This window comes from Escherichia sp. 20412-1, assembly GCF_003027595.1.
GTDB lineage: Bacteria > Pseudomonadota > Gammaproteobacteria > Enterobacterales > Enterobacteriaceae > Escherichia > Escherichia marmotae.
On record NZ_PYQM01000050.1, the window covers coordinates 1 to 23,790 of the forward strand.

Sequence of the window (23,790 nt, forward strand, 5' to 3'; positions counted from 1 at the left end):
AAAAAAGTCAGAGAACTGAAGCTGGCTGACGCCACCATTACTGACATGCAGCAGCGCCAGCGTGATGTTGCTGCACTCGATGCAAAATACACAAAGGAGTTAGCCGATGCGAGAGCTGAAAATGAAACTCTGCGCGCTGACGTTGCCGCTGGTCGCCGCAGCCTGCGGGTCAACGCTACCTGTGTGTCCGCCACAGACAAGGCCACAGACAAGGCCACCGGCACCGCCCGCGTGGGTAATGCAGCCCGCCCCAGACTGGCAGACGCCGCTCAACGGAATTATTTCACCCTCAGAGAGCGACTGATGACGATGCAGAAGCAACTGGAAGGAGCACAGGAATATATCAGCACCCAGTGTCTTAAGTAGCCTGGATGTGTCACATCACTGAGTCAGAAAGTCATGGAGGCCAGTAATATATCTGTCTCCGGTGCCTGAGTAATTAATATGGATTGTAGACTGAAAGCAAAACATGAAATGTTCTGCCGTGAATATCTGGTCGATATGAACGCCACACAGGCGGCCATTCGCGCAGGATACGCTGCCAGTCGTGCACATGTTACCGGGTCAGAACTCTACAACAGGCCTGAAATTCGTGCCCGTATCAATGCGTTGAAGCAGGAGCGTATCGCGCAACTGGGCGTTGATGCGAATTACGTGCTGATGAGACTGGTGGAAATAGACCGGCTCGATGTGGCTGACATTCTCAATGACGATTTAAGTGTTAAGCATCTGAAAGACTGGCCTGAATCGTGGCGGCGGTATATTGGCGAGTTCAGCCTTGCTGAGATGTTTGAAGGGAGGGGCGATGACCGGGATACGGTCGGGATCCTCAAAAAGATTAAATGGCCTGATAAAGTTAAAAACCTTGAACTACTGGGACGCCACGTGGCTGTTCAGGCGTTTAAAGATAACGTCAAAAATGAGATCACAGGCGCAGATGGTGGACCTGTAAGAACTGAAACAACCAGCATGACGCCGGAGCAGGCAGCAGAGTTATACAAAAAAATGATGGGTTAGCTATGCCGTTACCTTTCCCTTTTGATTTTAAAAATCCGGATTATGTGCAGGTTTTTGAATGGCGAATGGAGCGGCTTGAGCGGATACGAAAAGACCCTGCAATGCTGCCAGCGCTGAAACAGTTTTATCGCACCAACCCCGCCCAGTTCATCATTGACTGGGGGATGACATTTGATCCCCGGAATATCGATTACGGTCTGCCTGTCACCATTCCTTTTCTGCTCTTTCCGAAGCAGGAAGAGTGGATCAACTGGATTATGGACAGATGGCGCAACCGGGAGAACGGCATCACCGAAAAATCGCGGGAAATGGGACTCAGTTGGACAGCGCTGGGGATGGCCTGTTCCCTCTGTTTGTTTAACCGGGAAATGGTTATTGGCTTCGGTTCCCGTAAGGAGGAATACGTTGACAGTACCGGTGATCCGAAGGCGCTGTTGTGGAAAGCCAGGAAGTTCATATCAATGCTTCCGGTGGAGTTTCGCGGCAACTGGAACGAGAAAAAAGATTCCCGTTTTATGCAGGTGGAATTCCCGGAAACCGGCGCCATTATCAAGGGGGAGGCGGGGGACAACATTGGTCGTGGTGACCGTACCACGCTCTATTTTGTCGATGAGGCCGCGTTTCTTGTCCGGCCGCAACTGGTTGATGCGGCGCTGTCGCAGACGACCCGTTGTCGTATCGACCTGTCTTCCGTTAACGGCATGGGCAACCCGTTCGCGCAGAAACGACACGGCGGCAAAATTCCCGTATTCACGTTTCACTGGCGCAGCGACCCGCGTAAGGATGAAGCCTGGTACCGGAAGGAGTGCGAGAAAATTGATAACCCGGTGGTGGTCGCTCAGGAGCTTGACCTTAACTATGCCGCGTCGGCAGAAGGTGTGCTGATCCCTGCTGAGTGGGTACAGGCTGCGATTGATGCGCATATCAAATTAAACATTCAGCCAACGGGACGTCGTCTTGGTGCGCTTGATATTGCTGATGAGGGTCGCGATAAAAACGCCTTTTCACGCCGCCACGGTTTCCTTCTGGAAGAGGTCACAGAATGGTCAGGCAAGGGCAGCGATATTTTCTCGACCGTGGAAAAAGCGTTCGGGCTCTGCGATGTCGCCGGTGTGGATGAACTGCGTTTTGATGAGGACGGACTCGGGGCTGGTGCCCGTGGAGACGCCAGGGTGATAAATGAGCGTCGTGTGGCGCAGCGTCGTCCCCGCATTCTGGCCACGCCGTTCAGGGGGAGCGGTTCCGTTTTTGATCCGGATAGCGAAGTAACACCCGGTGATAACGGTCAAAATGCGAGGCTGAACAGGGATTTTTTCGCCAATGCAAAAGCACAGGCATGGTGGCATCTGCGCAGGCTGTTCCGTAATACCTGGCGTGCCGTTGAGGAAAATCAGCCGTTTCATCCTGACGAAATTATCTCTGTATCCGGCCAGATTAAAGAGCTGGACAGACTCATTATGGAACTTTCTCAGCCCACATTTTCGGTGAACGGCGTGGGTAAAATCGTTATTGACAAGCAGCCGGACGGAACCAGGTCACCTAATAATGCCGACTCCGTCATGATTAACTTCGCCCCGATGGACCGGTCACTGGAAATCTGGGCATTACTCGGAAAACAGCGCTGATGAGCCGGAAAAAACAGAACAACGGGACAAAAGCCGTACCGACAGCGGACGGTTACACAAATTTTCAGGCGAGGATCGGGATACAGGCGCAGAACCAGCATGCGTCATCAACGTACCTGCCGAATTTCACAAGCCGTAACCGCATACTGCTTGAATGGGCTTACCGGTCTTCGTGGATCGTGGGTGCTGCGGTGGATTCGGTGGCTGACGATATGACCCGAAAAGGGCTACGCATAACCTCGGAAATCGACCCGAAGCGACGTGGTGTACTGGAGTCCATGTTTGATGACATGGCGCTCTGGGACAGACTTAACGACCTGATCAAGTGGTCCCGTCTGTATGGCGGGGCGGTGGGGTTTATCATGCTGGAAGGTCAGGCACCGTTTACGCCCCTGCGTCCTGAAACCATTGGTGAAGGGCAGTTTAAAGGGCTGCTGGTTCTTGACCGCTGGATGCTCGACCCGTCGCTGAGCCGACGAATAAAAACAATGGGGCCTGACCTGGGAAAACCTGAGTTCTATCAGGTACTGGACAACACGGCGGGTATTCCTGCGTGGAAAATTCATCACAGCCGCCTTATTCGTTTTGACGGGATCACCCTGCCATATCAGCAGGCGAAGACCGAAAACGAGTGGGGAATATCGGTTATCGAACGCATGTTTGACCGCCTGACAGCATTCGACAGTACCACCATGGGAACGGCACAACTGGTTTATAAAGCACACCTGCGAACGTTTTCCGTTGATAAATTGCGGGAGATTATCGCCATGGGTGGAGACCGTTATGATTCGTTGCTGAAGCATGTCGACATGATTCGACAGTTTCAGAGCAACGAGGGTATGACGCTGATGGATGCGAAAGATAAGTTTGAAGCGCATCAGTACGCGTTTTCCGGTCTTGACGGGGTGCTCGACAAAATTGCGGAACAGGTCTCGGGCGCCGTTGGTATCCCGCTGGTTCGTCTGTTCGGACAGTCTCCCTCTGGATTCTCAACCGGAGATACGGATTTGTCCAACTACTACGACAGCATCGGCACCCAGCAGGAGCGACGTTTACGCCAGCCGCTGCGGAAATTGCTTGATGTGATGTACCGCTCCGCGTTTGGTGAACCGCTTCCGGAAGATTTCACGTTCGAGTTTAACCCGCTGTGGCAGATGTCAGACCTGGATCGTTCTACGGTAGCGGTGAATACCACCAACGCAATCAGTACGGCACTGGGGGATGGCCTGATGACACTGAAAGCTGCCATGACCGATTTGCGTGAAAATTCTGACGTAACCGGTATCGGGGCATCCATTACCGACGAGGATATAGAGAATGCCGAAGACGAAGCGCCGCCCGGTATCGGCAAACCTGATGACGAACCGCAGGAGCCGTCAGGCGGAAATCCGCTATCGAACCAGCCTGCGCAGGATAGCGCGGGCGGTCGGAGACATCGTAAATGGTCACTACGATGGTTCAAATGACAGTATCACGGAAATTATTGAGGCGCTGGAACGCTACAGTGAAATCATCACCCCCTGGGCGACAAAGGTCGCGGAAAACTTTACCGCCGACATTGTGCGCAGGAATGATGAGCAGTGGCGCAAACACAGCAAAACCATCAGCCGTGAGCTACGCAATCTGGTAAACAATGCCCCGCCAGGGCAGGTGATGAAATCCATCGTTGCCGAACAGGTTAAGTACATCAAATCGCTCCCCCTCGAGGCTGCCAACAGGGTGTACGACATCCAGAATCGGGCGACAGAAGCTGTTGTGACCGGCGGGAGAGCGGAACATTTTGCTAAAGAAATTGCAGCATCGGGTGATATAGCAAAGTCCAGAGCTGACCTGATTGCCCGTACTGAACTTGGACGTGCAAACGGCGCGCTGGATCAGGCACGTGCGCTGTCAATTGGTTCGAATGGTTATATCTGGCGTACAGCCGAAGATGGTGACGTCAGGCATTCTCATCGGGAAATGGAAGGTAAATTTGTTGAATGGGGCAAACCTCCAACGCTTGACGGCATGACCGGTCACGCGGGCGAGCTGCCAAACTGCCGCTGCTATAAAGAAATTGTTTTTCCCACATCTCATTCTTATCCCGCCTGAATCGCAGGTAATCCATGAAGTATTTTTTTGAAAGTCAGCTTGGGGATACCCGGTATTGCCTGGCGGATGGTTCATTGCTGTGCAAAGACGTTCCGATCGCCAGGACAGGAACACAGCTTTACTCCTCTGAAGACCTTCCGGATATCCGCGCGGATCCGTACGGACGTATAACCGTGAACCGGATGCCGGAGGAAGTGTTCAGCGAAGAAACTCTCGCCTCGTTTGAAGGGATGAGTGTCACCGTGCTGCATCCGGAGGATGACGAGGGGAATATCCTGTTCATCAATCCCGGTAACTGGCGTGGACTGGCTGTCGGACATCTGCAGAACGTCCGGCGGGGAGAGGGTGAACAGTCCGATCTTGTGCTTGCGGATCTGGTTATCAAAGATGAAATCGCAATAGCCCTGATAGATGAAGGGCTTCGTGAAGTCTCCTGCGGGTACAACGCCGAGTACCAGCAGCTTTCGCCGGGTAAGGCGAACCAGAAAATGATCCGGGGTAATCATGTGGCTCTTGTCCCTAAGGCGAGGGCCGGTAAACGTTGCAAAATTGGAGACAGTCATACAATGGCAACATCGAAGAAAAACTGGTTGATGCGACTGAAAAACGCCATCAGAACGGGGGATGCTGATACAGCAAGCGCCCTGCTGGAAGAAGCGCCGCCGGAAGTGACCGGAGACAGCGGCGATTCACCGTCAGGTGTGAACCTGAACATCAATCTTCCTCCACAACAGCCTCTGCCGGACAAATCGCCTGAGATGGGCGGCAGTGAAAACACCGCCGACGGCGACGATGACCTGAAAACGTTACTGCGCGCACTTCTGGCTAAGCTGGAAGGGCAGCAGTCCGGGGATTCTGCCGGAGATGTCCCGGAACAGGAAAATGATACGGAGCTGACAGGGGACAGCGACGGGGAAGACAAAGAACAGGAAGCCATCGTCACGGGGGATATGGCATATCGTGCGGAACTGATTACGCCGGGCATTGACCTCAGCAGGAGGGTAAAACCCACGGCGTTCAAACGTCGGGTGCTGACCTCCGCTGATCATGCACTTGTACGTCAGGTTGTGGGTGACGCCAGTATTAATGACCTGCCAAAATTTGCTGTCGATATAGCCTTCAATGCGGTATCGGAACTGGCTAAAGGGCGTAACACCCGACCGACCACCGATGCCCGGCCTTCGTCCGGGACGTTACGATCCATTTCGGAACTGAATAAAGCCCACGCGACTTTCTGGGAAAAACACAAAGGATAAATCATGAATAACGTATTTCTGTACCGGATGCCTCTGGGCATTGCCGGGGCGGTTTCACGCCTCCGTGATCTGACGGTTGAGCCTGCCATTCTGGACGCAGATAACATGTTTCCGGCATACGGGCTCGCTGGCAAGTACAACGGTGAAAACTTTGTCCCGCTGGCGGAGGGGGATACCGCTGATGTCATTAAAGGATTCCTGATTCGCCCCTGGCCGACAACGGCGAACCCCGACCTTGTTCGCCAGGTCGGAACGGGGCATCGCTGGTCGGGTGACATTCTTAAACGTGGTTACATGACGGTAAACGTGGGCGGTGATGCTTCTATGGTCACGAAGGGCGGTGCTGTCTGGGTGCGTGTCAGCAACCCGACGGATGACAGCCCCCTGGGGGCCATTCTGGCCGCTGAAGACGGCACCAGCGCGGTTATCGTGCCTGATGCTGAGTTTACCGGTGCCGGTGATGCCGACGGTAACGTCGAAATTTCGTACAAGATTTAAGGAACACGTCAATGCATACATTCGATCAGGCCACGGTGGACAGTACCGGGGTTTTTCTTGTTGGTGAACTCGAGCGTCTGGATCCCCGGGTGAATGAGCCCCTTGTGGGGTATACCTGGTCGCGTGACGTTAAGTTACGCGAAGACGTATCCGTTGCTGATGATATGTCCAGCTGGACAAACAGTACATTCGCTGCGATGGGGGGAGCCAATCCGGCGGGCAAAAACTGGATCGGGCAGGACAGCACAGCCATCGCAGGTATCAGTGTTGATATCTCGAAACGTAGCAATCCATTACATCTGTGGGGGATGGAGATCGGCTGGACGGTTGTGGAGCTTCAGAGCGCCCGGCAGGTTGGTCGTCCTATTGACACCCAGAAAATAGATGGCCTGCAACTGAAATGGCAGATGGATAACGACGAGCAGGTGTATATCGGCGATACGGGGGTGAATGCGAAAGGGCTGCTTAATCTGGACGGTGTCGCATCCACTAACGCAGTCAAAACCTGGGCAACGTCAACGCCGGATGAGATCCGTGAAAGCATTAACGCCGTACTGAGCGCGGCATGGGCGCAGTCCGGTTATACCATCGTGCCGTCGGATTTGCTGATCCCACCGGAGCAGTTTGCTCTACTGTCCGGCATTCTGGTTTCTTCTGCAGGTAATCAGTCGCTGCTTACCTACCTGGAGAAAAACACGATTGCGTACCACCAGAACGGCACCCCGCTGAATATCCGGGCGGTGAAATGGGCCAAAGGGCGCGGCGCATCCGGTACTGACCGTATGCTTGCATACACAAACGACAGTAAGTTTGTCCGCTATCCGCTGGTTCCGTTACAGAGCATCCCTGTTCAGTACCGTGGTCTGTACCAGTTGGTGACTTACTACGGGAGAATGGGCGAGATTGAACCTGTGTATCCGGAAACGCTTTACTACGCTGATGGCATCTGACTCACAGGCCCGTAAGGGCCTGTTAAGGATAATCATGAAAACGATACATGTTCACACACCGTTCACGCTGACAACAGATGACGGTCAGCTGAAAAAGTTCGTGACGGGCCAGCACCGCGTTGATGATGCTGTTGCAGAACACTGGTTTGTTAAGGCTCATGCTGAACAGACTGATTCTGTTTTTTCAGAAGATAACGGGGACATACAGTCCCTGAAAGCGGAGCTCCTGGAGAAGCAGAAACGTATCGACGAACTTACCGCGCAGGTCGAAGATCTGGAGTCTCAACTGGCAACGCTTTTGTCCGGAGGGGGTGAGGGGGATGCCGAAAAATCAAAGTCTGACCGACGTAAATAAATTCCGTACTGACTTCCCGCTGTTTTCCGACGTCGGGCGTTACCCTGATGAGCAGGTACAGTTCCGGCTTGAACTGGCAGGTGCCATGCTGAACGAAAAAAACACCGGTAAGGCGTTATTTCCTTATCTGGTTGAGCTGTTCGTGGCGCATTACCTGGTGCTGTACGACCAGGATCGCCGTGCTGTTGCTGCCGGTGGCTCAGGCGGTGCCAGTACGGGGGTCGTATCGTCGAAATCAGTCGACAAGGTCAGCGTCAGTTACGACACCAGTATGACGCTGAATGCTGATGCCGGTTTCTGGAACACCACCCGTTATGGTGCCGAATTCTGGCAGTATCTGATGCTGGTCGGTGCAGGAGGAAGACAACTGTGAAAAATGGTCTGAACGTCGTCATTGATAAAACTGATGCCGTACTGGACGCGTTACGTCATCTGGGTAACCGGGAGGTGCTGGTCGGTATCCCGGAAGATGCCAGTGGACGTGATGATGTGCCATTTGGTAATGCGGGCATCGGTTACCTCAACGAATATGGTTCACCTGCGCAGAATATCCCTCCCCGTCCACATCTGGTTCCCGGTGTCCGGTCTGTGGACAGTCAGACCGTGCCGCAACTGAAAGCCGCGGCGCAGGCTGCACTTGATGGTAATGCTGCGGGAGCGGAAAGCGCACTCAACCGCGCCGGAACGCTGGCCGCTAATGGTGTCAGGCGTTACATGACCATTACCGCCTTTACGCCGCTTGCTGACAGTACTGTTGAAGCCCGTGCACGTCGGGGGCGAAATGGGGCAACAGAGGAACTTGCACGGCGTGCTGCTGGCGAGTCTCCGGGAACCGACCTGGCGAAACCATTAATTGACACCGGGCAATATCGCAGAGCTGTTACCCATGTTGTGAGGGATAAAAATGCCGCTGATTGATGTGACAGAAGTGTTGTCAGACCCTGATTTCTGCGATACCAGCCTGGTGGTCACCCGACGTATGCAGTCGGTTGATGAAGACGGTTTTACGGTGGTGACTGAAACCCGTGCTCCTTTTTCGGGGGTGGTGACTGTTGATCGTTCACTTGAAAACCGACGTATGCAGGCGGGTCAGGTGATCAGCGGCGCAATACTGGTTGTCACCACTGAACGTCTCAGTCAGGGGCAGACTGACCGGGATGCTGATGTTGTGACGTACCAGAACCGGGACTACCGGGTGGTGTTTGTCGATCCCTACACCGCATACGGCGAGGGGTTTGTTCAGGCGCACTGTGAGCTGTTGCCGCTGGATGGAGGAACACCCGTTGAGCAGTAATAACAGTACTGAAGCCGGATGGCTGACGCCCGTCAGTGACGACCCGACGGACGGGGAAGCGCTTGACCGTCTGTTGAGTCGCTGGGTGTGCGAGGTTTCCGGTCTTCAGAAAGGCAGGGTGAGACCCCGCTGGCAGCCGTCACAAAAGGCACTGCTGCCTGCTGATACGGACTGGTGCGCCGCGGGGGTTATCCAGGTCATACCGGACGACAACCCGGCGTTTGTTCAGACATCGGAGGAACGCAGCGAACTCTGGCGTCATGAAACGATTGAATGCATGGTATCGTTTTACGGGCCATCCGGCATGGCCATCGCCTGTCGCTTTCGTGACGGACTCTGCCTTCCACAGAATAACGCAGCCCTGAACCTGTCCGGGCTTTCCCTGAAGTCATTCTCACAGATAACGCCGTTTCCGGAGTTGATTAACCAGCAGTGGATCCGGCGTTATGACCTGACGGTGAGTCTGTGCCGTAAAGTGGTCAGGGAGTACGACATCAGAACGCTGAAGCCTGACGAGGCAGGCTCTTATGTGAAATTTTTCGGAGGATAATCTATGTCGCAGGGTTTACCTGTATCGGGGGTGGTCAGTGTTGACATCATCATGTCCCCCTCTGCCGTTGCCGGTCGCCACTTTGGCTCCTTGCTTATTCTCGGTTCGTCGACCGTGATACCGCTGGCGGAACGTATCCGCCAGTATTCATCAGTAGAAGATATCGGTACGGATTTTGGCACGGACAGCCCGGAATATGCCGCTGCACAGATTTACTTCTCACAGTCACCCACACCGTCGATGGTGTATGTCGGTCGCTGGGCAAAAACACTGGCCAGTGGTGAGGACGGTGCAGCGGAGACCCTGGACACTGCGGTAAATGCAGTGCTGGAATTTACCAGTTGGTACGGGCTGGCGATCGTGGATGACGATACCAGTACGATCAGCGATGACGACATCGTGAAAGCTGCCGCAGCCATTGAGGCGTCCTCTCTCAGCCGTGTGTTTGCGGTCACAACCAGCGATACAGATACAACGGCCAGTTCCGTTTCGACGGACCTGGCGTCAACGCTGAAGGCTGCGGGCTATTCACGAACCTTTATTCAGTATTCCACGACCTGTAAATATGCAGCGATTTCGGCGCTGGGGCGTGCGTTTACCGTTAATTTCACCGGCAGTAATACCACGCTGACCCTGAAATTTAAAACTGAGCCGGGCGTGACGTATGAAACGCTCACGACAGCTCAGGCGGCTGCGCTGGATGCGAAGAACTGCAACGTTTACGTGTATTACGCAAATGACACGGCCATTCTGCAGCAGGGGGTGATGGCGAACGGTGATTTCTTCGATGAGCGTCATGGTCTGGACTGGTTACAGGACTACGTGCAGACAAATCTTTATAACCTGCTGTACACGAGTACCACCAAAGTTCCCCAGACCGATGCAGGCGTGACGCGTCTGGTGGCAAATGTGGAAGCATCACTGGATCAGGCAGTGACAAACGGACTGATTGCACCGGGTGTCTGGAACGGTGGCGATATTGGCGAGCTGACATCGGGAGATTCGCTGACGAAAGGGTATTACATTTACGCGCAGCCGGTTTCTGAACAGGCACAGTCAGACCGTGAAGCCCGTAAGGCACCGTTAATTCAGGCTGCCATAAAGCTGGCCGGTGCGGTTCACTACGCCGATGTACAGATTAACGTTGTTCGCTGAGGAGGGTAAATGGCCACTTATTCTTTTCTTGATGTTTCGGCATCGCTGGCCGGTCCCACCGGCACGATTGATCTGGGGGCGGGATCTGCAAACTCTGAAGAGGGTGTCACCGTCACCATGACGGAAGCGAAAAACACCATGACCGTGGGCGCGGATGGAGAAGTGATGCACAGTCTGCATGGCGGCAACAGCGGCACAATCACGGTCACACTGCTGAAAACATCCCCGGTTAATAAAAAGCTGTCGCTGATGTACAACGCCCAGAGGATGTCGTCTTCCACGTGGGGCAATAACGTGATTGTGATCCGCAATACGGCATCCGGAGATATCACCACCGCGCGCTCATGTGCATTTCAGAAACAGCCCGACCATAGTAACGGCAAGGCGGGCGGTACGGTTTCATGGGTGTTTGACTGCGGCAAAATCGATCAGGTTCTCGGGGAGTTTTAAGGTATGGAATTTGAAATTAAGGGGCATGAATACCGGATATCCAGACTGGGGGTTTTTGAACAGTTGAAAGTGACCCGCAAGCTTTTACCCCTGCTGTCCGGCCTGTTGTCAGGGCCTGATGGCCTCCGGTCTGCCTTTACGGAATCCGGCGGCAGGCCGGATGTTTTTGACAGCGTTCTGCCCCGCATTGCATCTGAGCTGTCTGCGCTGAGCGACGAGGATACTGACGCCATTATTCATCCCTGCCTGGTGGTGGTGGCCAGACGTAACGGCAAAAACTGGACGCCGGTATTTCGCAGTGGCGAGTTGATGTTTGATGACATCGATCTTATCACCCTGCTTCAGATTGTGGCGCGGGTGGTCGTCGACAGTCTGGGAAATTTTTTGCAAGAACCCCCTACCGGCGGGACGCCGCTCCGGAACTAACGGGATTGTCCCTTAACACCCTGCCGGACGGTGAAGGCTACATCATGCGCCCCGTTGATGCGGGGCTGTTACCTTACCCGGCACTGAAGGACGGGTCTGTTGATCTTGCTGATATCGCACGTATGAACGACTGGCTGGATATGAAAGCCGATAACGAACGCCGTATCGCAAAGTGGAAAGAAGAGCATGAACGCTGAGACGATAAAGCAGTTTCTTGTCGGTCTGGGTTTTCAGATCGACGAAACCGGAATGCGTAAGTTTGAGGCCACGCTGGCCTCAGCCACCCTGAAAGTCGTGAAACTGGGTGTCTCCGTGGAGACGACGGCAGTATCAGTTGTGGCCTTCACCGCGAAAATTGCTGCCGGGCTGGATAACCTGTACTGGTCCTCACAGCGTACCGGTGCAACGGTTCAGGGGATTAAGCAGATTGGCTATGCTGTTTCGCAGGCCGGAGGTAATGCAGACGCCGCAAGGGGATCGCTGGAAAATCTTGCCCGGTTCATACGAAATAACCCCGGTGCTGAAGGGTTCCTGAATCGTCTGGGAATACAGACACGGGACGCCAGCGGCAATATGCGCGACATGGCTGCTGTGTTTACCGGCGTCGGGCAGAAGCTCAGCAGTATGCCGTACTACCGTGCGAATCAGTATGCGCAGATGCTGGGGATTGATGAAAATACCCTGATGGCCATGCGTCGGGGTGTCGGACAGTTCAGCGCGGAGTATTCCGCAATGACGAAGGCTATCGGCTTTAATGCTGACCAGGCCGCCCGGTCATCAAACCGCTTTATGACATCGCTGCAGGCCTTCGGTGAAATGGCGGGGATGGCGCGTGACAAAATTGGCTCTAATCTGGCGGATGGTCTTGCCGGATCGCTTGATAACCTCCGGCAGCGCATTCTTGAAAACTTCCCCCGGATTGAGAACACCGTAACGAAGGTGGTTAAGGGGATTCTCTGGCTGGGTGATATCGTGGCACAGGTGGTCTTCCGGATCACGGATGGTATTGATGACCTCATCTCGTGGTGGGGCAGCCTTGACCGCGAAACGAAAAACCTGATCGAGGTTATTGGCGGTCTGGTGGTGGCGATGCGGTTGCTGAATTCCACGTTCTGGATGTCTCCGGTTGGTCTTGTTACGGCGCTTGCGGCGGCGATATTCCTGTTGTGGGATGATTTTAAAACCTGGAAGGAGGGCGGTCAGCATCTCATTGACTGGGAAAAATGGCAGCCTCAGGTCGATATTGCGCTGGATATGATCCGTAACCTGAAGGATGCTGTCGCTGACCTGATGAAAGCACTGGCGAAGCTGCTTAACGTCGATCCGACGTCATGGTCCATGAAATGGGATTTCAGTAACTTCATCGACCAGATGGGCGGATTCGTCAGGATGCTGCACTCACTGGCTGACCTGCTCAATGCCATCAATGAGGGGCGCTGGAGCGATGCGGCAGGGATCGGTAAGCGTCTGCTGAGCCAGGACAGTGAAAATCCGTCAGCGATACCGATGGTAACAGACAGCGCCAACAGCGCTGCCGACTGGATTAAAGCGCACTGGGGATTCGATCCCCGCAGTGTGGGCCGGACGGTTCGTGGCTGGTTTGGTGATGATGAACCGGAGCAACACGCGCAGTCTGTCAGACGCACACTGGCGGATCGGAATAACAATCCGGGGAATATTCGCCCGGGGAGTGGCAAAGGGTTTCGCAGTTTCTCAGATGCTCTGGAAGGCTGGACAGCGATGAAAAACCAGCTTATGCGTTACTTTACCGGGAAAACAACCGGACGCGCATTACAGACTGTTCAGGATATTGTCAGTACCTGGGCTCCGGCAGGTGATAACAACGACCCGAAAAAGTATGCACAGGATGTTGCGAAATGGATGGGAGTATCACCGAATGCAATATTGAATCTTACAGATCCCCGGACTATGGGCGCATTGATGCAGTCGATGGCGCGCAAAGAAGGTTATTCAGACTGGGACAGCCCGCTGGCGTATCAGGCCGCAGGAGCCGCCAGCCTGAATCAGCAGACCGTTATTAACGTGCATGGTGTCAGCAGTCCGGGTGAGGCTGCAAACCTGATTGCGGAGAAACAGACATCTGTTAATGCACGCGCCGTTCAGCAACTGCGGGGACCTTCGTGATGGATATTTTATCGGTACTTCTGCAAACCTCATCAAGGCGAATCGGTATCTTCATTCCGGATGTTGTTATTTCGGAAAAACACAGCGATCGCCTTGAGATAACGGAGCACCCGGTGGAGCGTCCGACAACGGCGGAGAATGCTGCCAGCGTGTCCGATCATGCTTTCCGCCAGCCTTCTGAGGTGGTGATGGAAACCGGTTTTGCAGGTGGTGGCTCCCTGCTGGATTTCACCGACACCTCATCAAAGGGGCTTTCTCTGGGAATGAGCCCTGCGGAAGTCTATCAGCAACTGCTTGAGCTGCAACGCAGGCGGGTGCCGTTTGATGTGACAACGGGTAAACGAACCTACAGCAACATGCTGATTAAGGCGCTGGATGTCACCACCGACCGGACCAGTGAAAACGTCCTGATGGTCATTATCACCCTTCGGGAGGTTATTTTCACGTCATCGTCAGAGGTGAAAGTGGCTGCGAAGGAAAACATGACCGGGGGTGTGGAAACATCCGCTGTTCAGAATACAGGGGCAAAAACCACCACAGACGCATCATCGAAAAGTTCGCTACTGGCAACAATCATCAGGGGGGCTTCAGGGCAATGAATATTCAGGAAATCCCCCTTATCGCGGATAACCAGCAGTTCACCATCACACTGGCCGGAGTGACGTACACCGTTCGTGTTCTCTGGCGGGATGTTTACTGGGTAATGGATCTGATGACTGGTCCGGACAGCCCCTTCATCGCGGGTATCCCGCTGGTGACAGGTGTTGATCTGCTGGCGCAGTATGACTATCTCAGTCCGGGTTTTAAACTTTTTGTGGTCTGCGATGATCCTCAGCAGGAGTACCCCACCAAAAGCGATCCGGGAACTGGCAGCCATTTACTGGTTGTGACGGAGTAGCTATGTCAGAGAACTGGATGCGGCATTTTGAACTGTTGCTGGTCGACGATAAAGGCGACGGAATTAAGTTTCAGGACTTAAAGGTGGTGTTCACCATCAGGAAAATGCCCGCCACCATATTTAACGGTTTTGTGGGCGATTTTCGCCTGTACAATCTTTCGCAGGAAACCCGTAACCGCATACTGCAGAAAGAATTCACACGGATACAGGTTATCGCGGGCTATCGTGGTTTCCCCGATGCATCCGGAAACTATCCGGATGCGAACGTCGGGATGATTTTTAACGGCGATATCCGGTACACCATCACGGGGAAGGATAACGCAACGGACACCTGGGTTCTGCTTCAGTGCATCGATGGTTGGGAGGGGCACCTTAACGCGAGCGTCAAAACCACGGTGGCGGCCGGATGGAAATATAACGAACTGTTCAGTCTGGCGATGAAATCGTATGCGCCTTACGGTATCAGCTCCGGTACGGTTCCCGCCATGCCGGAAACGGTGTTTCCCCGTGGCAGGGTGGTTTACCAGAATACCGCGGGACTGATGAACAACATTGCCGGACAGTGCCGGGCTGACTGGTGGTATGAGAATAACCAGGTGAACATTCTCCCGGAAAAACGCTATCTGGAAACGGCAACGGTGCTGAATGCGGATACCGGACTGATTGGTATGCCACAACAGACTCTGGGAGCCGGGGTGAACGTCCGGTGTCTGATTAATCCCCGAATCCGACTGGGTGGGCTGATTCGTCTGGATCAACAGTCGGTGTACCGTGCGGCACTGAGCGATGAGCAGATTGCACAATCGGCAGGCCGACTGTCTGAGACGGAGAATAACGGTAACCTTTATGTGGGAGGGCTTACCGGAGCCCAGCCAGCCAGTATCAACACGGATGGTGATTACATTGTGGGGCGTATTGATTATACCGGTGATACCCGTGGGCAGGCATGGTATATGGATCTGCTTTGCCTTGCGAAAGGTAATGCAGACTTGCTTAATGCAGCGGGTCTTGATGCGTCTCAGTATCTGTGATTTTCTTTCTGGCTTCAGCGGGGATGATCTCCTCGATATAAGGGATCAACTCCTCCCCTACGGATTTTGAGAGGCGTACATTGAAAACTGATTTAGCCATAACCTTTGGCGGCTCCTTCGGGAAAAGAATTAATGCTATATGGTCATTGGCTGGAACTTTGTTGGCTTTGGTCTTTTATGGCGAGGCAAAAATCGTTCTTAAAGACTATTGCCATCAAGATGAGCCGAAAAAGGGGTAACACCAACACCTGATAATTCATATCCTGATATTTGATCAGTAACCTGCCATCCGGCGGGTTTTTTGCTTTCTGGAGACATATAAATGCCAGTTTCTTTAAGTACTCAACTTGGTGGCAGGGAGCAGGCGGATACCAGCCTTATTGGTGCGCTGATGTCAGCGTTGCGTGTTGCGATGCCGGGTATTGTGCAATCATTTGATCCGGATGCCGTTACCGCTGTGGTGCAGCCTGCAATCAGGGGGCAGGAGCAGGCACCCGATGGCGGCAGCCAGTCAACGGTGCTGCCACTTCTGGTGGATGTCCCGGTGGTATTTCCGCGGGGCGGCGGCTGTACGCTGACATTTCCGGTCAGTGCGGGCGATGAGTGCCTGGTGGTATTTGCCGACCGCTGCATTGATTTCTGGTGGCAGAATGGCGGTATTCAGGAGCCGGTAGATACACGGATGCACGATTTATCGGATGCGTTCTGTATTGTCGGCCCGCAGTCACAGGCGAATAAAATCAGCGGCGTCAGTACTGATGCGGTGCAGTTACGTACGGACGATGGCGCATCATTTGTCGAGCTGTCAAAAAGCGGAGGCGTGACCATCACCAGCCCGCAGGTAACCATTAACGGCCCCGTGAACATTAATGGCAACACGCGGGTTGATGGTTCCGTGACATCCACAGGTGACCAGGTCGCCGCGGGGATCTCGCAGACGGGACACAAACATAGCGGCGTAAAATCCGGTGGTGATATGACAGGAGGACCGCAGTGAGATACCGACGTGAAGATACTGACGGTGATTATACGTTTGGCAGCGGTGATGATTCCTGGCTTACCAGTTCACCCGAAGCGGTGGCGCAGGCCATAAAAACGCGTTTTGAACTGTGGTACGGACAATGGTTTCTGGACACAACGGAGGGAACCCCATGGATCCAGTCGGTACTGGGTAAGCAGCGTCCGGAAGTTTACAACCTGGCCATCAAAAAACGCATTCTTGAAACGCAGGGCGTCAGCAGTATTACGGATTTTTCATCCACATTGAACAGTGCAACCCGGCGGGTTGTATTCACCGCCACGATCGAAACGCTCTACGGTACGACGACAGTAACCAGCGAGGCATAAATGTCCCTCATTCCTGACACACTCGGTTTATCGGCAACGGTAACCGCTGAGGGGATAAGTGCGCCTGACTATCAGACGATACTCAGTACCCTGACGGCATATTTCAGACAGATTTATGGCAGCGATGCGTATCTTGAACCCGACAGCAAGGACGGGCAACTGGTGGCGCTTATCGCCCTGGCAATTCACGATGCCAATAACACCGCCATTGCGGTTTATAACAGTTTTTCTCCTGCGACTGCGTACGGCGCAGCGCTGAGCAACAACGTTAAAATTAATGGTATTTCACGCCGTGGTGCCACAAACTCAACCGTGGATGTTGTGCTGGCAGGCACGACCGGAACCACCATCACGAACGGTACTGTAAAGGACTCCAGTGATGTGGTCTGGGCGCTTCCTGAAATCGTGGTGATTGGCACCGGAGGAACCGTGACTGCCACCGCTACATGTGAAACCGAAGGTGCCGTTGCCGCGCAGTCAGGAACAGTAACGGTCATAAACACCCCGACGCGGGGCTGGGTGTCGGTGACAAATCCGGTTGCGGCAGTTGTGGGAGCCGCTGCTGAAACGGATGCGGAGTTACGTATCAGGCAGAGTCAGAGTGTGGCACTGGCGTCGGTGACGCCTTTTGAAGCGCTTGATGGTGCCATTGGAGCCGTTGACGGTGTCACGCGACACAAACTGTATGAAAACGACACAGGGGAGACGGACAGTAACGGTCTTCCGCCGCATTCCATCGCTGCCATTGTTGATGGTGGTGATGTGAATGCCATCGCGCAGACGATCAGGTGTAAAAAAGGTCAGGGGGTGAGCACATGGGGGACGACCAGTGTTCAGGTAACGGATAAATACGGCTACCCGTACAACATCAGCTTTTCCCGTTCGGTGAATGTTCCGGTATATGTGTCTCTCACCCTGGATGTTTTTACAGGGTACTCATCGGAAACGGGGACACAGATACGGCAGGAAATCGCAGACTATATCAATGCGCTGGACATCGGGGATGATGTTCTGCTCAGCAGAATGTATTCTCCGGCAAACATAGGTGTCGTGAGGGGCGGAGCCTCCCGCTACTACGACATCAGGACGTTGCTCATTGGTAAAACCGCAGAGAGTGTATCAGCGTCGAATATTGATATTGCCTGGAATGAATCGGCAACCTGTGATCCGGAAAACATTGTTATCACGGTGACGTCATGAGCAGGTATACCGGTTTAATCACTAATTATCATGCCACGAAAGCCCGTTTTGTTGACCATGTGGATCTGAGCACCCGCCCACTGGTTGACGTGTCCGCGACGGTTCAGGGACTGATCAGCGCTTTTTGTATTGATGACGCGGAAGGCGTGCAACTGGATATTGTCGGTCAGTGGATCGGCTTAAGTCGCATTGTCAGGGAACCCATCGAAGGTGTTTATTTTTGCTGGGATACCAGTGAACTGGGCTGGGATCAGGGCGTATGGCAGGGGCTTTATGATCCGGATGATGGCTACACATCACTGAGCGACGAGGCATACCGGCTGATCCTCAGAGCCAGGATAGCCATTAACAGTTGGGACGGGCATAACGATTCCCTGCCGGAAATACTGGAAATGGCGACAGCAGGCTCAGGTCTGAGTATGCAGATTGTTGATAACCAGGATATGACGATTTCGGTGTGGATTTTTCCGGAACGTGACGTCGGGGAAATTTCGCGTGAAATACTTGCGGTGATACGCATGGGGTATCTCACGGTAAAGGCGGCCGGGGTGTACACCGCCGGTATTGAAATACCGTCAGAAGGTAATCGTTTTTTCGGCTTTGACCTGGATAACGAATATTTTGGCGGTTTTGACGAAGGAGCATGGGGAGTATCAGTCTGATGCCGATAAATAATTTTAAAGCATTTGCCACAGGAGCCAGTGCTAACGTGATCTCACAGGATGACTACGAGGCGCTGACCGCACTGGTTACCGGATTCACTGCAGGAAAAGCGTCATCAGCTCAGATTAACAAGGCACTGAGACAGGCCACGTTTATTGCTGCGGCACTGGCGCAATTCGTTGCCGATACAAAAAATACGGATGTGCTGGATAACGGAGACCTCAGTACGTTTGTTACGACGCTGACAGAGGCGCTGAACGCATCTGCCAGTTCGCTGCTGAATTCAGCCAACACCTGGACTGCCTTACAGACATTCGACGCGGGACTGTCCGGGAGCCTGACGGGGAATGCGGACACGGCCACGAAGCTACAGACCGCCAGAAACATTGGTGGTGTTGCGTTCGATGGTTCACAGGACATCAATCTTCCGGGTGTGAATCAGCAGGGAAACCAGAATACGACCGGCAATGCGGCCACGGCAACGAAGCTACAGACCGCAAGGAAAATCAACGGCGTCTCTTTCGATGGCACTTCTGATATCACGATCTCATCGGGGACGGTCACAGCCGTAAGGCTGGGGACAGAAACGTCATTATTAATGCCGTACGCGGGGAAAGTCGGTATAAGCGGGAATGTAATAACGGCGTTATCCATTGCGGGTGAGGTCGATAACAGTGCCGATTATGCTTACTTTCGCCCGCTACAGTACTGCATAAACGGAACCTGGATAAATGCCACCTCACTGTAAAGGAGAATATTAATGACAGATATTAAAAATTTTACGAGATACAGCCCGGAAAATCCGTTAGTGGACTGGGCGTCATATCTCATCAGTAAGGATGGTCAGGACTGGTATGAATGCCAGAAGCAGTTTGCAGAAGATACATACAAAATTGCGTACGACAGTGATGGTATCGTGCGCAGCATTTCGACCGATGTTTCCACTCTGTTTCCGATAAATCTGAGTGTGGCAGAAGTTGAAACACTGCCGGAGGGTTGCGATATATCCGGTCGCTGGAAATATGACAACGGTGAGGTGGTGGATACTCTGACCGTGGAGGAAGCGGTTATCAGGAAAACCGCGGAAATCAATGCCTGGCGTAATATGCAGGAGCAGGGCAATGTGATTTTTAAGGCAGAGGGTTACCGGTGGGATGCCAGTCTGGCGTCGCGCACGCGTATTGAATCTGCGATGGCGATGGTGACGTCGGGAACGCTGCCGGAGGGATTTTTCTGGACAAGTGCGGATAACGAAGATATTCCGGCGACGGCGGAGCTGCTGACGGCGATTTATGAAGGGATGCAGCAGGCACTGGTTGCGCAGGGATTTAAAATTCATGAGCGTCAGCGCCAGATGAAACAGGAGGTGTCTGAGCTGACGACGGTGGCAGAGATTGAGGCGTACGAGGTCGGATGGGGAGAGGAGGAAACGACAGAGGGATGACAGCCGCGTAATGCGGTTTTTTTTGTGTCTGAAAAACGAAAACCCCGGCTGGGCCAACAGTCGGGGTTTTACTTACTGGATTAACAGCTCTTCTTCATCAGGAGGTGTGATGGATAAAGAAGATGAAAACAAGTATAGCCGAATTTTCGTGGAGGTAAACATGAAGGACGGGCTGAAAATAGAGTCTCCCGCGACAAAGGAGACTGGCATGGCCGTAAATCTGGTGCTGAAGGCACTGGCGGCAACCATTGTTATGTACGGAATTGCGAAGGTGATCATCGCCGTAGGTACTGTTCTAAAATAATTGTCAGCACAAGATTCGTGTATTGTTGTGATGGACTGGCCGCTGAAAAGCGGTTTTTTTGTGCCTGAAAAATGAAAGCCCGGCTGCGTCAACAGTCGGGCTTTTAGCTTTTGAGAATTGCAAGTTCTAATATGGAGGTCTTCCGTGCTCAATTTTAGCGGAGGAGACTGGATAGTGAAAGCCCTTAAACTACTGGCAAGAAGCAGAAGACTACGCCAGGTTTATTATTCAACGTTAGTTGCTGTACTGATATATGCCCTGATACGCTCCCCCGCTTTAGTTGAGTTGGTAAAACTATGCGGGAATTAGTGATGCGGGGAATTGAATGCCAGTGCGTATCCATTATTTCACCGTCTACCGTTTTTCGATGTGGGGCATATATGGGGCATATGTTTGTTATTCTGGAGGCTGGATATTTTGTCGGGCAGATCCGATGGTGGTGAGGGCGTGATGAGATTAATCGTAAAGAGAACCGCAGTACATCGTATGCAAGAACGTGCTGCGGCTGGCTGGCGAACTTTCGATAGTGCGAGTATTGAATGATTTCCAGCCGGAACAGATTCTATTGAAAAGTATCCAAGGGGCAATTTGTAGGTTTCAGATTTGGGTGGTTTAGGATTTTTTGTGGTGGCAAAAATGGGGCAAAAAGTCGCAAAAGTGGCAAAAATGGGGCAAAAAAAGAGTGGGTTATCGTAGCTTATTGTAGTCGCTGATATTATTTAACCCTTTGAAAAACAAATAGAATCTTTATGTGTCAGATGGTTGTGATTTTTGCCCTTACTTGTTCAGGTTGTATTGTTCTTTCTTACTAATTTCTTGATTTTGCAACATTTAATAGTAGCTCAATTCATTATATGGCATCAGAAGAGTATGCATCATGCCGGGATATCCGACAGCAGAAGTCTGATATAAAAACAGTGGCGTGTATGGTACGGATTAGAGGGGAAAATGTCAGCACATTTGCGAAATGAATCAAAAAGCCCGCAGCGACGTGCGGGCGTTAGTTATTAGCGCACGACCAGCACTGAACACTCTGCATGACGTACTACGGCAGCGGCGTTAGAGCCGAGCAGGTAGGTGGTAATATCCGGTCGATGGGAGGCAATGATGATCATATGAGCAGGGATCTTTTTCGCCATTTCCAGAATGCGGTCTTTTGGCGAACCTTCTTCAACATGGATATGCACTCTGTCAGTCGGCAGTTTGAATTTTTTAATGACTTCTTCCAGTTGCGATTTGGCTTCCGCTTTCAGGTCATCCATTGCCGGTAACTCTGCGGAATACGCTAAACCCAGAGAGGCATAGTAGGGCAGCGAAGGTATTACCGTCAGGAAATGAACCTCTGCATCATCAATTTTTGCCTCGGCTTCAACGTGACTAATCACGCGTTGAGTTAATTCTGAGTCGGATATATCGATAGGGACAAGAATCGTTCTGTTCATAAAACCTCCTGTTTTAGTATCCGCATAAAGTGTAACGCCAGATGACACTTTTTGTGTAATGACGGAGTTCACATTTTTAATTTAGATTAAACAGGATTCAATAAGTAGAAAAAGCCCGCCAGAGAGGCGGGCAGGCAGGATTAGAACTGATAAACCAGACCTAAAGCGACAATATCATCGGTAGAGATACCGTTGGCAGCGTAGAAGCTGTCATCTTCATCCAACAGGTTAATTTTATAGTCAACATAGGTTGACATATTTTTGTTGAAATAATATGTCGCGCCAACATCTGCGTATTTGACCAGATCTTTATCGTCAACACCGGCTGGATTATCAACACCACCAGCAGCGTTCAGGTCACGCCCTTTAGACATCAGGAAAGACACTGCCGGACGCAGGCCAAAGTCAAACTGATATTGGGCGGTGACTTCAAAGTTCTGGGTCTTGTTCGCAACGGCGTAATCACTGTTGCCAAATGGCGTCATATTACGTGTTTCGGAATACATGGTTGCCAGGTAGATGTTGTTAGCATCATATTTTAACCCGGCAGTCCACGCATCGGCTTTATCGCCGCCCGCCACAGTATGATTAACCTGATCATTGGTGCGGTCTGAGGAGGTGTATGCTGCACCCGCACTAAAGCCCATACCTAAATCGTAGGTTGTGGAAAGACCCCAGCCGTCGCCATTTTCATGACGAACATCACGTCCGTTATTAGTACCTTCCTGACCATTGCTCGCGCCTTCGTTGTTACCCTGATATTGCAAAGCGAAGTTCAGTCCATTAACCAGACCGAAGAAATCAGAATTACGATAAGTTGCTACGCCATTAGCACGACCGGTCATAAAGTTGTCCGCATTCGTGTAGGAGTCACCGCCAAATTCTGGCAGCATATCGGTCCAGCCTTCTATATCGTACATTACGCCGTAATTACGTCCGTAATCGAAAGAACCGTAATCAGCAAATTTCAACCCGGCGAATGCCAGACGAGTCCAGGATTGATTTTTTGAGGATTCAGTATTGTTTGCCTGAATATTGTATTCCCACTGACCATAACCAGTGAGTTGATCGTTAATTTGTGTTTCGCCTTTAAAACCAAGACGTGCATAGCTCTGATCGCCATCTTTCGCTGAACTATCAGAAAAATAATGTAGACCATCAACTTTGCCATAAAGATCCAATTTATTGCCGTCTTTATTATAAATTTCTGCCGCATGAGCAGCTCCTGCGGAGAGCAGGGCAGGAATTAAGAGTGCCAGTACTTTGCTTTTCATTGAAAAAATCCTTTAGTTATTTTATTTGCCTTTCTTTCCCTGTTCGGGAAGTGAAAACATCCTAAAGGAAAAGTTCCATTAGCCGATAAGTGTCATTTGTTACGTCTTAAGTAAAACCTTAATCAAATAATTCTTGAGAAATGACAATAAGTTTGATGAATGTTTTAGTGGTGATACATATAAAATAAAAATTATACATTTAAAAAGTGATGCGTTATTCTGCGCGGGTTATATGCCTTTATTGTCACTGGATTTGCCCCTATATTTCCAGACATCTGTTATCACTTAACCCATTACAGGCCCGCTGCCGCAGATATTCCCGTGGCGAGCGATAACCCAACGCACTATGCGGATGCCATTCGTTATAATGCTCGA

At 52.2% G+C, this 23,790-nt stretch carries 30 protein-coding genes and 1 pseudogene; 29 read left to right on the plus strand and 2 right to left on the minus strand.

The window, feature by feature from the left end:
* From C7B16_RS25850 to C7B16_RS21465, 29 genes and pseudogenes are all read left to right on the plus strand, one after another.
* The coding region (locus C7B16_RS25850) for a lysis protein (protein WP_107180102.1) at window positions 1–366 on the plus strand (366 nt) is incomplete at its 5' end.
* Window positions 367–444: 78 nt separating this feature from the next.
* Window positions 445–1,017 carry a terminase small subunit gene (locus tag C7B16_RS21330; RefSeq protein ID WP_107180103.1) on the plus strand — a complete coding sequence of 191 codons (573 nt, stop codon included), beginning with the start codon at window positions 445–447 and terminating at the stop codon, window positions 1,015–1,017.
* A gap of 2 nt (window positions 1,018–1,019) precedes the next feature.
* The gene (locus C7B16_RS21335) at window positions 1,020–2,642 is read left to right on the plus strand and encodes a TerL protein (RefSeq protein WP_107180104.1); all 1,623 of its coding nucleotides are present in this window, start codon (window positions 1,020–1,022) and stop codon (window positions 2,640–2,642) included.
* Window positions 2,642–4,108 (plus strand): DUF1073 domain-containing protein, encoded by a 1,467-nt coding sequence (locus tag C7B16_RS21340; protein WP_107180105.1) that lies wholly within the window; start codon window positions 2,642–2,644, stop codon window positions 4,106–4,108. Before C7B16_RS21335 ends, C7B16_RS21340 begins: the two co-directional genes overlap by 1 nt.
* On the plus strand, window positions 3,999–4,733 hold the full coding sequence (locus tag C7B16_RS21345) for a phage minor head protein (RefSeq protein ID WP_143192619.1): 735 nt from the start codon (window positions 3,999–4,001) through the stop codon (window positions 4,731–4,733). The genes C7B16_RS21340 and C7B16_RS21345 overlap by 110 nt, the downstream gene beginning before the upstream one ends.
* Window positions 4,734–4,747: 14 nt before the next feature.
* A complete protein-coding gene (locus C7B16_RS21350; RefSeq protein ID WP_107180107.1) occupies window positions 4,748–5,989 on the plus strand; it encodes a DUF2213 domain-containing protein in 1,242 nt (413 codons plus the stop codon).
* A gap of 3 nt (window positions 5,990–5,992) precedes the next feature.
* On the plus strand, window positions 5,993–6,487 hold the full coding sequence (locus tag C7B16_RS21355; RefSeq protein WP_107180108.1) for a structural cement protein Gp24: 495 nt from the start codon (window positions 5,993–5,995) through the stop codon (window positions 6,485–6,487).
* An 11-nt stretch (window positions 6,488–6,498) separates the two neighbouring features.
* Window positions 6,499–7,437: a DUF2184 domain-containing protein gene (locus tag C7B16_RS21360; RefSeq protein WP_107180109.1), complete on the plus strand. Its 939-nt coding sequence runs from the start codon at window positions 6,499–6,501 to the stop codon at window positions 7,435–7,437.
* Between the two features lie 34 nt (window positions 7,438–7,471).
* Window positions 7,472–7,792 (plus strand): STY1053 family phage-associated protein, encoded by a 321-nt coding sequence (locus tag C7B16_RS21365; RefSeq protein ID WP_107180110.1) that lies wholly within the window; start codon window positions 7,472–7,474, stop codon window positions 7,790–7,792.
* Window positions 7,758–8,165, plus strand: coding sequence for a DUF4054 domain-containing protein (locus C7B16_RS21370; RefSeq protein ID WP_107180111.1), 408 nt, complete (start codon window positions 7,758–7,760; stop codon window positions 8,163–8,165). The genes C7B16_RS21365 and C7B16_RS21370 overlap by 35 nt, the downstream gene beginning before the upstream one ends.
* The gene (locus C7B16_RS21375; RefSeq protein ID WP_375122105.1) at window positions 8,162–8,710 is read left to right on the plus strand and encodes a hypothetical protein; all 549 of its coding nucleotides are present in this window, start codon (window positions 8,162–8,164) and stop codon (window positions 8,708–8,710) included. The genes C7B16_RS21370 and C7B16_RS21375 overlap by 4 nt, the downstream gene beginning before the upstream one ends.
* Window positions 8,697–9,086, plus strand: coding sequence for a head-tail adaptor (locus tag C7B16_RS21380; protein ID WP_107180113.1), 390 nt, complete (start codon window positions 8,697–8,699; stop codon window positions 9,084–9,086). The genes C7B16_RS21375 and C7B16_RS21380 overlap by 14 nt, the downstream gene beginning before the upstream one ends.
* On the plus strand, window positions 9,061–9,636 hold the full coding sequence (locus tag C7B16_RS21385; RefSeq protein WP_107180114.1) for a hypothetical protein: 576 nt from the start codon (window positions 9,061–9,063) through the stop codon (window positions 9,634–9,636). Before C7B16_RS21380 ends, C7B16_RS21385 begins: the two co-directional genes overlap by 26 nt.
* A 3-nt stretch (window positions 9,637–9,639) precedes the next feature.
* Window positions 9,640–10,791 carry a DUF3383 family protein gene (locus tag C7B16_RS21390; RefSeq protein ID WP_107180115.1) on the plus strand — a complete coding sequence of 384 codons (1,152 nt, stop codon included), beginning with the start codon at window positions 9,640–9,642 and terminating at the stop codon, window positions 10,789–10,791.
* A 9-nt stretch (window positions 10,792–10,800) separates the two neighbouring features.
* Entirely contained in the window at window positions 10,801–11,241 is a 441-nt protein-coding gene (locus tag C7B16_RS21395) for a DUF3277 family protein (protein WP_107180116.1), read from the plus strand.
* Between the two features lie 3 nt (window positions 11,242–11,244).
* Complete coding sequence (locus C7B16_RS21400; protein ID WP_107180117.1) at window positions 11,245–11,667, plus strand: phage tail assembly chaperone; 423 nt, start codon at window positions 11,245–11,247, stop codon at window positions 11,665–11,667.
* A 44-nt stretch (window positions 11,668–11,711) separates the two neighbouring features.
* Window positions 11,712–11,864, plus strand: a complete 153-nt coding sequence (locus C7B16_RS21405) for a DUF6889 family protein (RefSeq protein WP_107180128.1) — start codon at window positions 11,712–11,714, stop codon at window positions 11,862–11,864.
* Window positions 11,854–13,812: a hypothetical protein gene (locus tag C7B16_RS21410; RefSeq protein WP_107180118.1), complete on the plus strand. Its 1,959-nt coding sequence runs from the start codon at window positions 11,854–11,856 to the stop codon at window positions 13,810–13,812. The genes C7B16_RS21405 and C7B16_RS21410 overlap by 11 nt, the downstream gene beginning before the upstream one ends.
* Window positions 13,812–14,411, plus strand: coding sequence for a phage baseplate protein (locus tag C7B16_RS21415; protein ID WP_107180119.1), 600 nt, complete (start codon window positions 13,812–13,814; stop codon window positions 14,409–14,411). Before C7B16_RS21410 ends, C7B16_RS21415 begins: the two co-directional genes overlap by 1 nt.
* A complete protein-coding gene (locus C7B16_RS21420) occupies window positions 14,408–14,710 on the plus strand; it encodes a phage baseplate plug family protein (RefSeq protein WP_107180120.1) in 303 nt (100 codons plus the stop codon). The genes C7B16_RS21415 and C7B16_RS21420 overlap by 4 nt, the downstream gene beginning before the upstream one ends.
* A 2-nt stretch (window positions 14,711–14,712) precedes the next feature.
* The gene (locus C7B16_RS21425; protein WP_107180121.1) at window positions 14,713–15,741 is read left to right on the plus strand and encodes a hypothetical protein; all 1,029 of its coding nucleotides are present in this window, start codon (window positions 14,713–14,715) and stop codon (window positions 15,739–15,741) included.
* 80 nt (window positions 15,742–15,821) lie between these two features.
* Window positions 15,822–15,980: a hypothetical protein gene (locus C7B16_RS24890; RefSeq protein WP_181244199.1), complete on the plus strand. Its 159-nt coding sequence runs from the start codon at window positions 15,822–15,824 to the stop codon at window positions 15,978–15,980.
* 83 nt (window positions 15,981–16,063) lie between these two features.
* Window positions 16,064–16,738, plus strand: coding sequence for a Gp138 family membrane-puncturing spike protein (locus C7B16_RS21430; RefSeq protein WP_107180122.1), 675 nt, complete (start codon window positions 16,064–16,066; stop codon window positions 16,736–16,738).
* Window positions 16,735–17,088 (plus strand): hypothetical protein, encoded by a 354-nt coding sequence (locus C7B16_RS21435; protein ID WP_107180123.1) that lies wholly within the window; start codon window positions 16,735–16,737, stop codon window positions 17,086–17,088. The genes C7B16_RS21430 and C7B16_RS21435 overlap by 4 nt, the downstream gene beginning before the upstream one ends.
* Entirely contained in the window at window positions 17,089–18,288 is a 1,200-nt protein-coding gene (locus C7B16_RS21440) for a baseplate J/gp47 family protein (protein ID WP_107180124.1), read from the plus strand. It abuts the gene before it with no gap.
* Window positions 18,285–18,950 carry a DUF2612 domain-containing protein gene (locus C7B16_RS21445; protein WP_107180125.1) on the plus strand — a complete coding sequence of 222 codons (666 nt, stop codon included), beginning with the start codon at window positions 18,285–18,287 and terminating at the stop codon, window positions 18,948–18,950. Before C7B16_RS21440 ends, C7B16_RS21445 begins: the two co-directional genes overlap by 4 nt.
* 323 nt (window positions 18,951–19,273) lie before the next feature.
* Window positions 19,274–19,513, plus strand: a pseudogene (locus C7B16_RS25855) (hypothetical protein); the annotation flags it as partial.
* A gap of 198 nt (window positions 19,514–19,711) precedes the next feature.
* Entirely contained in the window at window positions 19,712–20,395 is a 684-nt protein-coding gene (locus tag C7B16_RS21460; RefSeq protein ID WP_107180126.1) for a DUF4376 domain-containing protein, read from the plus strand.
* Between the two features lie 109 nt (window positions 20,396–20,504).
* Window positions 20,505–20,699 carry a hypothetical protein gene (locus C7B16_RS21465; protein ID WP_107180127.1) on the plus strand — a complete coding sequence of 65 codons (195 nt, stop codon included), beginning with the start codon at window positions 20,505–20,507 and terminating at the stop codon, window positions 20,697–20,699.
* A gap of 1,007 nt (window positions 20,700–21,706) precedes the next feature.
* Here C7B16_RS21465 and uspF read toward each other — a convergent pair.
* Together uspF and ompN are read right to left on the minus strand one after the other, a co-directional pair.
* Window positions 21,707–22,141 (minus strand): universal stress protein UspF, encoded by a 435-nt coding sequence (gene uspF, locus C7B16_RS21470; RefSeq protein WP_010376343.1) that lies wholly within the window; start codon window positions 22,139–22,141, stop codon window positions 21,707–21,709.
* A 140-nt stretch (window positions 22,142–22,281) separates the two neighbouring features.
* Window positions 22,282–23,415, minus strand: a complete 1,134-nt coding sequence (gene ompN / locus C7B16_RS21475; RefSeq protein ID WP_000837952.1) for a porin OmpN — start codon at window positions 23,413–23,415, stop codon at window positions 22,282–22,284.
* Window positions 23,416–23,790 lie beyond the last annotated feature (375 nt).